At 65.1% G+C, this 10,042-nt stretch carries 9 protein-coding genes and 3 pseudogenes; 10 read left to right on the forward strand and 2 right to left on the reverse strand.

Annotation, left to right across the window (positions count from 1 at the left end):
• Positions 1-38 precede the first annotated feature (38 nt).
• Together JJ683_RS02735 and JJ683_RS02740 are read left to right on the forward strand one after the other, a co-directional pair.
• On the forward strand, positions 39-821 hold the full coding sequence (locus JJ683_RS02735) for a DUF2470 domain-containing protein (protein ID WP_200171122.1): 783 nt from the start codon (positions 39-41) through the stop codon (positions 819-821).
• A 29-nt stretch (positions 822-850) separates the two neighbouring features.
• A complete protein-coding gene (locus JJ683_RS02740) occupies positions 851-1,654 on the forward strand; it encodes a CPBP family intramembrane glutamic endopeptidase (protein WP_372435221.1) in 804 nt (267 codons plus the stop codon).
• Positions 1,655-1,748: 94 nt separating this feature from the next.
• Here JJ683_RS02740 and JJ683_RS02745 read toward each other — a convergent pair whose 3' ends face one another.
• The gene (locus JJ683_RS02745; RefSeq protein ID WP_200171123.1) at positions 1,749-1,895 is read right to left on the reverse strand and encodes a hypothetical protein; all 147 of its coding nucleotides are present in this window, start codon (positions 1,893-1,895) and stop codon (positions 1,749-1,751) included.
• Positions 1,896-2,240: 345 nt separating this feature from the next.
• Here JJ683_RS02745 and JJ683_RS02750 point away from each other — a divergent pair, with 345 nt between their 5' ends.
• From JJ683_RS02750 to JJ683_RS18840, 8 genes and pseudogenes are all read left to right on the forward strand, one after another.
• Positions 2,241-2,837, forward strand: a complete 597-nt coding sequence (locus JJ683_RS02750) for a helix-turn-helix transcriptional regulator (RefSeq protein ID WP_200171149.1) — start codon at positions 2,241-2,243, stop codon at positions 2,835-2,837.
• Positions 2,834-4,015, forward strand: coding sequence for a sensor histidine kinase (locus tag JJ683_RS02755; RefSeq protein WP_200171124.1), 1,182 nt, complete (start codon positions 2,834-2,836; stop codon positions 4,013-4,015). Before JJ683_RS02750 ends, JJ683_RS02755 begins: the two co-directional genes overlap by 4 nt.
• Entirely contained in the window at positions 4,012-5,052 is a 1,041-nt protein-coding gene (locus JJ683_RS02760) for a DUF8320 family protein (RefSeq protein ID WP_307810647.1), read from the forward strand. The genes JJ683_RS02755 and JJ683_RS02760 overlap by 4 nt, the downstream gene beginning before the upstream one ends.
• 449 nt (positions 5,053-5,501) lie before the next feature.
• Positions 5,502-6,344 carry a hypothetical protein gene (locus JJ683_RS02765; RefSeq protein WP_200171126.1) on the forward strand — a complete coding sequence of 281 codons (843 nt, stop codon included), beginning with the start codon at positions 5,502-5,504 and terminating at the stop codon, positions 6,342-6,344.
• A gap of 98 nt (positions 6,345-6,442) precedes the next feature.
• A pseudogene (locus tag JJ683_RS02770) lies at positions 6,443-6,757 on the forward strand (hypothetical protein); the annotation flags it as partial.
• Positions 6,758-7,273: 516 nt separating this feature from the next.
• The gene (locus tag JJ683_RS02775; protein ID WP_200171127.1) at positions 7,274-7,741 is read left to right on the forward strand and encodes a hypothetical protein; all 468 of its coding nucleotides are present in this window, start codon (positions 7,274-7,276) and stop codon (positions 7,739-7,741) included.
• A 259-nt stretch (positions 7,742-8,000) separates the two neighbouring features.
• Complete coding sequence (locus JJ683_RS02780; protein ID WP_242474336.1) at positions 8,001-9,125, forward strand: ISAs1 family transposase; 1,125 nt, start codon at positions 8,001-8,003, stop codon at positions 9,123-9,125.
• Positions 9,126-9,153: 28 nt separating this feature from the next.
• A pseudogene (locus JJ683_RS18840) lies at positions 9,154-9,525 on the forward strand (transposase); the annotation flags it as partial.
• Between the two features lie 52 nt (positions 9,526-9,577).
• Here JJ683_RS18840 and JJ683_RS02790 read toward each other — a convergent pair.
• Positions 9,578-9,736 (reverse strand): annotated as a pseudogene (locus JJ683_RS02790) (integrase core domain-containing protein); the annotation flags it as partial.
• Positions 9,737-10,042 lie beyond the last annotated feature (306 nt).

Raw genomic sequence — 10,042 nt, forward strand, 5'->3', positions numbered from 1 at the left:
GGTTACCTTTGTTCATTGGCGATGGCGAAGGAGACCCCATGCAGGCAGCACCCACGGCGGCCGAGACCATCTGCAGCGCGCTCGTCCGCCCCGGCCTGACCACCCTGGCCCTCGACGCCGAGGGCGACGAATGCGGCAATGACACCGAGACGCTCACCCAGCCCACGCTGCAGCACCCGCTGGACACCGGCGCGCTGGCCCTCCTGCTGCCCGGCACCACCACGCCGTACACCGACGACGGCCACACGCCCACCGGCGTCCTCGAGATCACCGACCATCTGGTGCTCGGCGCCGACAGGCCCGTCCGCTCGGTCACCTGGCTGGCCGGCTACCTCGAGCTGCTCGCCCCGGCGGCGCAGCGCCGGATGGCGGTGGAGATCGCCGAGACCCGCCCCCACGAGGGCCTGCTGGACCTGGGCCACAGCGCCGTCCTGGCCGTCCTGTGGCCCACGAGCGCCGTCCTCGCGGACACCCACGGCATCGACGTGGTCGACCCCACGGACCTGTGCACCGCGCGCGCCGACCCGTTCTGCCTCATGGAGGACGCCTGGCTCACCCACATGGAGCTCGCGCACGGCGACATCCTCGCCGGGCTCACCCGCCGCCTGCCCCCGGAACTGCGCGGCAACCGCGTGCGCCCGCTGGCCATCGACAGCCACGGCATCACGCTGCGCGTCGCCGAGTCCCTGGCCGATGACTCCGGCACCACCGACGTACGCATGCCGTTCGGCCGCACCGTCCGCGACCCGCTGGAACTCGGCCGCGCCGTCCGCACCCTCGCCCGCTGCCCGCACCCGGTGGAGATCACCGCTGTGCGCTGAGCCGCTATCGGGCCGCTAGCGTGGCAGGCGTGATCCGCGAATGGCTGCGCCCCTCCGCCCCGGCGGTCGACGTGCCCGCGCAGACCGACCGGCGCGCCCGCCGCATCATCTGGCTCGAGATCGCGTTCCTGCTGCTGATCACCTTCGGCTACAGCGGCATCTCCGCGATCCTCTCGCTGGCGCAGAGCGCGCTGGCGCCCGGCGGCATCGGCGGTCAGGCGGTGGCGCTCAACACCTCGCGCGCGCAGAACGGGCTCATCGACCTCGGCTACCAGCTGCTCGGCATCGCCCGGCTCTTCGCCACCGCGGGCCTGGCGATGTACCTGCTGTGGCGCAGCGGCGTCGGCCCCCGGTTGGCGGGCCTGGTGCCCCCGCGTGTGCGCGAGTGCGCGCACGGCATCGGGCTGGCCGCGCTCATCGGGTTGCCCGGGCTGGGCCTGTACGTGGCGGCCCGGGCGCTGGGGCTCAACGTCGAGGTGGTCCCCACCACGCTCGACGACCACTGGTGGCGCATCCCCGCGCTGGTGCTGTGGGCCGTGGCCAACGCCGTCGCCGAGGAGACCCTGGTGGTGGGCTACCTGCTCACCCGGCTGCGGCGCCTGGGCTGGTCGCCCAACGCGGCGCTCGCGGCGTCGGCGCTGCTGCGCGGCAGCTACCACCTGTACCAGGGCATCGGCGGCGGGCTGGGCAACGTCGCGATGGGGCTGATCTTCGGCCGGTACTGGCAGCGCACGGGCCGGCTGGTGCCGCTGATCATCGCGCACGCGGCCATCGACATCGTCGCCTTCGTCGGGTACGCGCTGCTGGCCCCGCACCTGGGTTGGCTGCACTGAGGCCGCGGTGCTCGCCCTGCCGTTCGTCGTTCGGGGTGTTTTTCGGTGCGGTTCCGCCGGCGGAGTCAAGCGGTGCGGGCAACATCCCCGTCGATCAGCTGTCGGAGCCGGTCGGCGGGGTGTCGTAGTCCAGCGTGGGGCGGGGCCGGGTGTTGAGCAGGTCTTGAACCCGCAGCAGCCCCACCTGTCCCCGCGGCCGGGACGCCGTCGCGCACGATCGCGGACCATGCGTGCTGGTCACTGCGGTATCGACGTCGCGGCCGGGTCGCCGACCAACGATGAGCCCCCGGCCGCGGCACGAACAGCACACCCGCTGGAACGATCTCGGCATGAACAACGCCTGTTCAACGGCTTGCGCACCGCACACGCTCGGTGTGCACTTATCCCGCCACAGCCGGGGTTGTCGCTTTCTGTGAATCGCGGAAAAATTGCCCCAGAACAATCACCCGCAGAAAAGGTGTTACATTCTGGATTCCGTTGTCGGTCCGGGTACTGCGAGGTCCTTTTGAACAATCATGAGAGTCGTCCGGAGCATGACCGCTATCGCATCGGGATCGTCGAGGACCACGAATCCGTGGTGATCGGGATGCGCGCGATGCTGGCCGAGCATCCCGCAGTGGAAGTAGGCGCATCTGCGGCGACGGTCGCGGACCTGCTGGCACAGCAAGCGGCACTCGATATGGCGATCTTGGATCTACGCCTGGCCGATGGATCCTCCCCGATGACCAACGTCGAGGAACTCCGGGCCGCTGGACTCGAGACACTGGTGTTCACCGGCGCAGAGAACCCCTACCTGATCCGGCTCGCCGCCAAGGCGGGCGTGCTCGGAGTGCTCCGCAAGTCCGCGCCCACGAACGTGGTGATCGACGCGATCGCGGCCGCCGCCGCGGGAGAGCCGGTGGTGACCACGGAATGGGCGGCGGCGATCGACGGCGATCCGGCGCTGTCCGCGGTGGGGCTGAGCGCCCGGCAATGCGACGTTCTCGCTCTTTACGCATCGGGTGAGAAGGCCGACCGGGTGGCCCGGCTGACCGGGTTGACCCCGAGCACCGTCAACGACTATCTCCGACGGATCCGCGCCAAGTATCACGAGGCCGGGCGCCCTGCCCAAACCAAGGTCGAGCTGTATCAACGGGCCGTGGAGGACGGATGGCTCCCCGTGCCCGAGAACACGGTCCGATGACGCAGCCGGCCGAGTCCCGCACGCACAACACCGACCGGATCCTGCGGTTGTTCGCCCGGTTCATCAGCGTCGGCTACCTGGCGTATCTCGCGGTGTTGCTGAACTCGATCACGACGCTGGCGCAGCGCATGCAGCCATGGTGGACCCCGTTGGCCGTGTTCACCGTGTTCGGGGCCGGCCTGCTACCCGGGTTGTTGTCCTTCACCCGGGACAGCCGGGCGATCCGCTTGTCCGCCGCGGCCGCTGCCGGGATGTTCCTGCTCGCCGCGCTGACCTGGCCGCTTGCATGGCAGGGGCCACAGCTTCCCGCCGACGACGGGGTGTGGCTAGCCGGGTTCCCGGGGCTCGCCGGCCTGGCCGCCGTCATCGCCTGGCCCACGGCCGCCGCGTTCGGTTACCTCACGATCGGGTGTATCACCGTGCAGGTGATCAACACGGCCGCACGCGACGGCGCCTCGGTGGGAATGCTCGTCCCCGAGATCGCCTTCTCGATCATGTTCTGCACGCTGTTCGTCGGCGCTGCGGCGATGGCCCTGCGCACGGGCCGGATCCTCGACGCCACGACGCAATCGGCGCACGCCGCGGCGGCGGCCGCCGCGACGCGGCGCGCGCGCACGATCGAGCGCGAACGGTTCGACGCCCTCATCCACGACGGCGTGATGGCCACGCTCCTGTCTGCAGCCCGTGACCGGCCGGCAGCGGTGAGCAGACTGGCCGCCGCGACAATGCGGGAACTCGACGAGCTGCGCACGGCGCCAGACTCGGATCGTCCATTCCCGGCCGACGAGGCGCTCGCCCATCTGCGCGCCGCGGCGCTCGCCGCCGATCCCCATGCCCGGTTCGTCGTCCAACGACACGTCGAAGGCATGGCACAGCCGATACCGTCCGACGTCGTCCGCGCCGCGGGTGCCGCGTTGGCCGAGGCGACACGTAACAGTCGGCGCCACGCCGGCGCCGCCGCGACACGCACCGTCACGGTGTCCATGAACGACGTCGGCGTCGAAGTCGCGGTGGCCGACGACGGCACCGGGTTCGACCGGTCTACGGTCCCACCGCACCGTCTCGGCATCGCCGTGAGCATCCTCGCGCCGATGCGGCAACTCGCCGGCGGATCCGCACACATCGATTCGGCCCCGGGCGCCGGCACCACCGTCCACCTCCGATGGGACGCACCGTGACCAGCCCCGGACACGAAGACCGTGATGTGCGCGGGCTTCTCGGTATGCGCAGCACGGCAGCCCACGCGCTCGTCGCGGCCTACGTCCTGACTTTCCTGCTCGTCAGCCTCAAGGCCGGGCCTGGCAGCGGCATCGGAGTCGACATCGCCGCCTGGGCGGCCGTCAGCGCCGGGGCGGTCGTCTTGGTGCGGGCACCGGGCGACCCGCTTCCGCTCGGCGCCGCCATCGGGGTGGTGCTCGCCGGCCCGGCCGCGCTGAACCTGGTGCTCATCGCGGTTCCGGTTCCGATCGACAGTCTTTTGCAACTGTGGCCTCTGGCCGCCGCCACCGCGCTCTACACCTTCTTGTGTGTGCGAGGCCGTATGCCGATGGCATGGATTGGCATGGCCATGACCATCGCCAGTTGCATGGCCTGGGCGCAGCGGACCGGGCAGGGCGCCGGCTACGGGTTCGCGATATCCGCAATCAACCTGGCACCCCTGCTGATGGCGACGTTCTTCACGTGGACCATCCGCCCCGCCGCACGCAACATCTTCGCGTTGCGCGATCAGACCGTACTGCGGGTCGCCGACGAGGCCGCCGCCACCGCGATTCTGCTCGAACGCGACGAGCAACTGCAACGCCTCGACCGGCTCGCCCGCCCACTGCTCGAACGGATCGCCGCCGGCGAGCCCCTCACCGACGGCGAACGACTCGCCAGCTCTCTACTCGAGGCGCATCTGCGCGACACAATTCGTGCACCAGGGTTGAATACTCCGGCGCTCACGCGCGCCGCGCACGGCGCGCGTGAGCGGGGAGTCGAACTCATCCTGCTCGACGACCACGGCATGGACGAGGCGCCCGCAGAGGTCCGCACACGCGTCCACACAGTGCTCGAACGCGTCCTCGACTCGGTCACCGGCGGCAACGTGACTGTCCGGGTCCTGCCCCCGCACCGGGCCGCGCTCGTGACGATCCTGCACGGTGGCGATGCGACCGTCACCCGGATCACACTCGGCCACGACGGGCATCGGGTCCTCGAGCCGGGCCGCGATTGAACCAGCGGTCGTGCCCCCAGTTTTGGGGGCACGACACCCGCGCGGAACCGCCGTAGCCTCCGATTCGACCGAAATCAATCAGCTGGACAGCCCCGAGCGCCGTCCGGCGCTTCATTCGGCTACCTCACCACCAACCCGCTGTGCTCGATGAAGGGGGAATCACTCATCACAACGCGTTCCATCGTCCACACGGTTTCCTGCCCGCAGGGTCACTCGCCCCGACTGCCGCAGCAGGGACCCGATCACACGGACGTCGTCGGCGCCGCGTGCGACAACATGATCGCGGAACTCGCCGGAATAAAGTCAGCGCCACGCGTAACCTTCGCCATCCTAGTCACGAGCAATACCGGCACCGAATGTGCCCACGCCTCGTCACTGCCGGCCCATAAGCCCGAACCAACAAAACTAACTACACCGCCGTCGACACTTGAGAACCAGGAAACTATGTCATGACGAATCTTGAATACAATAAAATTGTAGACTCACGAAAGCGATACTTGCAGAAGAATGCAGAAAAGCGTACCGTTCGCGCAAATTCGTCGAGCAGTAAACGCAAGGCGCGGATTTTCAAATACGATAACGGGAACACTAGCGACCCGGGCATGAACGAGATCGCGCAAGATATACTCGATACGTGCCGTAGACTTCGTCTACGGCCTGAAACCTCTTGGTTTCATTCGTTATACAGCCCTCGAGCATTTGGTATCTATTGGAAATTGCAGAGTGGTGGCGGCTACGGATCAACGTTTGTTGAAATTGACAGCTTCGGCAATTGGCGCACCAATCTTCCTCCAGACTTTAAAACATCTCGAGAGAACCTGTTAACTGCAGTGGAGTCTAAGTATTCGAAACAGGGAGGGACACGCATTGGCTGCCCTGTGTCCCCAACGGGACAGCCTGCAATTAGACGCCTTGGACTTTGGATATTTGTTACATTAATGCTTCTCGCTTTCGTTCTTCGGTTGCTAGCAGATACTACTGCAAGCAGTATTGGTACTGATGTTGCGAGGTGGACGCTTTCCACTTCGCAAACTTCCGGGTTGCTTAGTGTAGTAGGGCTAGTCGTATTGGCTGTTTGTCTCGCCATGTTTGTTCCGTTCATGTTATCAAGCAGCGGGTTTTCACGAGTCTCTGCCAGGATGAATCCGCCGTTGAATGCACTGGTTATTGCATCTTTGCTAGCGTTTACCCTTTCGAACTATACCTGGCTCGGGCCGGCCGCGCTCGGTCTCGTTCTCGGCGTAATTATTATTGCCTGTTTCGCGACAGCTTTCGCGTGGCTATTCTCCTGACGATCGATGAATAGAACGGGGCGGTGTCGGCGGTGTCAACTCATGGGAGCAACAGGCTTGGTCAGTAGCCAGGGTGCCGTCAAAGTCAGATGATGACTGTCGGCAAAGACCACGACTTGTGGCATGTGGAGCAATCGTTCCGTATGTCGAAGACCGACCTGCGGGCGCGGCCGATCTTCCACCGCACCCGCGATGCGATCGAGGCGCACCTGACAATCGTGTTCATCGCCCTGGCGGTCTCCCGCAGCCTGCAGGACCAAACCGGTGTGTCGATACGGCAGCTCGTGCAGATGCTGCGGCCTCTTCAGGAGATCGCTGTGGTGATCGCCGGTCATGAGCACACCGCCGCTGATCCAATCGGCACCGGTACTCTACCCACCTATTCACGCCATGAAACTTCAGAATTATATTGACATTTTCAAATAGAAAGATAGCGATTAATGAGCCTTGAAGACGAAATAAACACGGTCAAACGTATGCAGAACCCTGACCGTGAAACAGATCGACTAGTGGCCGAGGCCAATCAATCTATATCGTCGGCCAGTAAGCATACATCGGATATACTCAAGCAGGCGACTGCACTTTTAAACGATCGAATCGATCCGATCCCACTTTTGCGGAAGACTCGCAATAGAACCTTGGAGTCACGGAATTTCATACCTCCTCGATTGAGAAACAAGGTTGACATAGCGTCCGAAATGGATATTACGCGATACAACTTAGAAGAAATCGACAGGGGGTGGGTAATCTACAGCAAGTGGTTCCACTATGTCTCGAGTACAAGACGTGACCCCTCTGCAACTTTGTTCCTCAGCCAGTCAGGCCGCCTGTATCAACAGCGGTGCGTTTTCGGAGTACGGAGAGACCTCCAAACGATTACGTCGTCCGGCATTACCTGTATTCACGAAGGTGGCCTACGGTTAAACAGGATGGAACGGCGAGACTATGCAGAGCTAGTTCAGATCCAACATTATGCGATCGAATCGCACGTAACGCAAATGGAACAACTTCGAATCGCGGTAGGCGATACATACTTGACAATCGAGGATCCACGTCAAAGACGCTGCCTCAATAGCGAGGACGAGCTTGTATACTGCATTCCGTTTACAGGAGTGCAAAAACGTTACGACGAAGTCTCTCCCGAGTTACGTGACGATGGCACACTGTCACCGACTAACATCCTGTACGGATCTCCTCGCTTTGCCTCTGTCAGAAACTCGGATAATTGGATCAGTTTTTCTGGATACAAAGAAAAGGTGGCATTGGGAGGGGATCCGAAGGGCAATGCGATTATATGTGGGAGTTACGACTCGCCAAATGGCATGTCCGATATTGCCTTTCGGTTTAAGACCTGGCTTGCGAAAGTCTTAATTGATACGCAGTTGAGGGATTGGTGACTCTTCGGGACGAGTCACGGGTGCCGTCAAAGTTGAGTTTCCCCAGGGTTGGTGGACATCGAGATAGCGGGATCAGTACCAGAAGGTGCTCGACACCGTCGAGCATCGCCTGCCCGCCAGGGCCCCGGAATAGTCGGGTAGCGACGCTGTGACCTTGGGGTTCGCGACGGCGTGACCGGCGTGGCGACTGTGAAGGATGTGACCAACGGGATTGGATGGAGGTTGCGACACAACCGCCCAACCCCGAGGTCACATCCGCATGCCATCATCGCCCACGCCGCCCGCCACCGCGACACCGACTCGCCACGAGCGTCTGCTCGAGGTTCTCGAGACCGTCCCGGACCCACGCGACAACCGCGGCGTCCGCTACCCGCTCGCCGGCATGTTGGCGCTCGCGGTAACGGCCACGATCGCCGGTACCCGCTCGTTCACGGCGATCGGCCAGTGGGCCGCCGCGGCCACAGCCGAGCATCTGGCCACATTCGGGCTGGGCAGGACGGACGCGCCGGACGAGTCGACGCTGCGTAAACTGTTCGCCCGCGTCGACGGCGACGCTCTCGATGCCGCACTCGGCGTGTGGATGTGGACCCGCACCTTCGTCGCAGGCGGGCGCCTCGTGATCGCACTGGACGGCAAGACCGTCCGCGGTGCCCGCGACCGGAAAGCCGAGGGGCGTGCCCCGCACCTGGTGGCCGCTTTCGACCACGGCGCCGGGGCGGTGCTCGGGCAGGTCGCCGTCGACGCCAAGACCAACGAGATCCCGGCGACACGGACCCTGCTCGCCCAGTTCGACCTGCGAGGCGTGACCGTCTCGCTCGATGCCCTGCACACGCAGACCGCTACCGCCGAGCAGATCATCTCCGCCGGCGGCGACTACCTGCTGACTGTGAAGAAGAACATTCCGGCGCTGCACGCACAGCTCAAGGCGCTGCCCTGGAAGGATGTGCCGCCGACCCGGTCGACAGTACAGGGGCGGGGCCGCCGAATCACCCGGACGATCAAGGCCACTGCCGTACCCGACTGGATCGATTTCCCCGGGGCAGCGCAGGTCGCCCAGTTGCGGCGCACCGTCACCCGCAAAGGCAAGACCTCCCGTGAGGTCGTGTACCTGATCACCTCGGCCGATCACGCCGTGGCCCCGCCCGACGTGATCGCGGCGTGGGCACGCGGCCATTGGGGCATCGAGGCGCTGCACTACATCCGCGACGTCACCTACGGCGAGGACCTGTCCCAGGTGCGCACCGGCCAATCCCCGCGGGTCATGGCAACCTTCCGCAACATCGCTGTCAGCCTGCTACGCCTCGGCGGCTGGAACAACATCGCCGAAGCGCTACGCCACCATGCCCGCTGGCCCGACGACGCGCTCACACCGGCGCTGACCTGACCAAACCCGACTATTCCGGGGCCCTGGCCTGCCCGCGGAGTTCGAGCACCTCGAGTCCGCACGCGAGGAGGTGCTCTCGTTCACGAAGTTCCCGAAGGAGATCTGGCGCAAGATCTGGTCGAACAACCCGAATGAGCGGCTCAATATGGTAATCCGCAGGCGCACAGACGTTGTCGGCATCTTCCCGAACCGGCCGTCGGTGATCCGCCTGGTCGGGGCGGTCCTCGCCGAGCAGCACAAAGAGTGGTCCGAAGCCCGCCGCTACATGAGCCTAGAATCCCTCGCGGCGACCGACGTGATGCTCGCCGAGGCCGCTGCCCGTGCCGTCGCCGAAGAAGCGGCACGCGCCGCCAGCGAAGCCCTCACCGACGATACCGACCCCGCGGCGATCGCCGCCTGACTCCCACCCGACCAGGAGGAACCCGACAAAGCCGTCATACACCACTCAAAAAGACTTGACCGTGCAAACGCTCAGTGTTGTGCCAGTGCACCCAGGCCGCGGTCTCGCGCTCAACTTCAGCTCGACCGGTCCACGACCGGGACCGTTCGACGTCGATCAGCTCGGTCTTGTTCAGGCCGATCGCCGACTCCATCAGTGCGTTGTCGAGAGCGGCCCGAGCAGATCAAACGCAGAAGCCTTCGATGCTTGCTGATCGAAGCGGTCATGACTCGAACCCTTCATAGTCAGGTTGTTGCCCTGACCGTATGACTCCACCGCCCGTGAGCACCGAAAAGCACCCCGAGCGGCGTCCCCCGGCCGCCAACACGCCCCGCCCGCGGGCGCCGCGCCCGCGGCGCCGGCGGGGTTTTGCGTAAAGTCGACGGTCGTGAATGCCGATCCCCCTCCGCCGCGGGGCCGCCGCCCCGGGCCGCCGCACGGCCGCGATGCCGACCGGACCCGCCACCACGGGGCGCCC

Source organism: Tomitella cavernea (assembly GCF_016599145.1).
Taxonomy (GTDB): Bacteria; Actinomycetota; Actinomycetes; order Mycobacteriales; family Mycobacteriaceae; genus Tomitella; species Tomitella cavernae.

What these genes read in the sequence shown, in the direction of transcription:
- JJ683_RS02735 (WP_200171122.1), top strand. Translation starts at nt 39, where the DNA reads ATGCAGGCAGCACCCACGGCGGCCGAGACCATCTGCAGCGCGCTCGTC.
- JJ683_RS02750 (WP_200171149.1), top strand. Translation starts at nt 2,241, where the DNA reads ATGCGCGCGATGCTGGCCGAGCATCCCGCAGTGGAAGTAGGCGCATCT.
- JJ683_RS02755 (WP_200171124.1), top strand. Translation starts at nt 2,834, where the DNA reads ATGACGCAGCCGGCCGAGTCCCGCACGCACAACACCGACCGGATCCTG.
- JJ683_RS02765 (WP_200171126.1), top strand. Translation starts at nt 5,502, where the DNA reads ATGACGAATCTTGAATACAATAAAATTGTAGACTCACGAAAGCGATAC.
- JJ683_RS02775 (WP_200171127.1), top strand. Translation starts at nt 7,274, where the DNA reads ATGGAACGGCGAGACTATGCAGAGCTAGTTCAGATCCAACATTATGCG.
- JJ683_RS02780 (WP_242474336.1), top strand. Translation starts at nt 8,001, where the DNA reads ATGCCATCATCGCCCACGCCGCCCGCCACCGCGACACCGACTCGCCAC.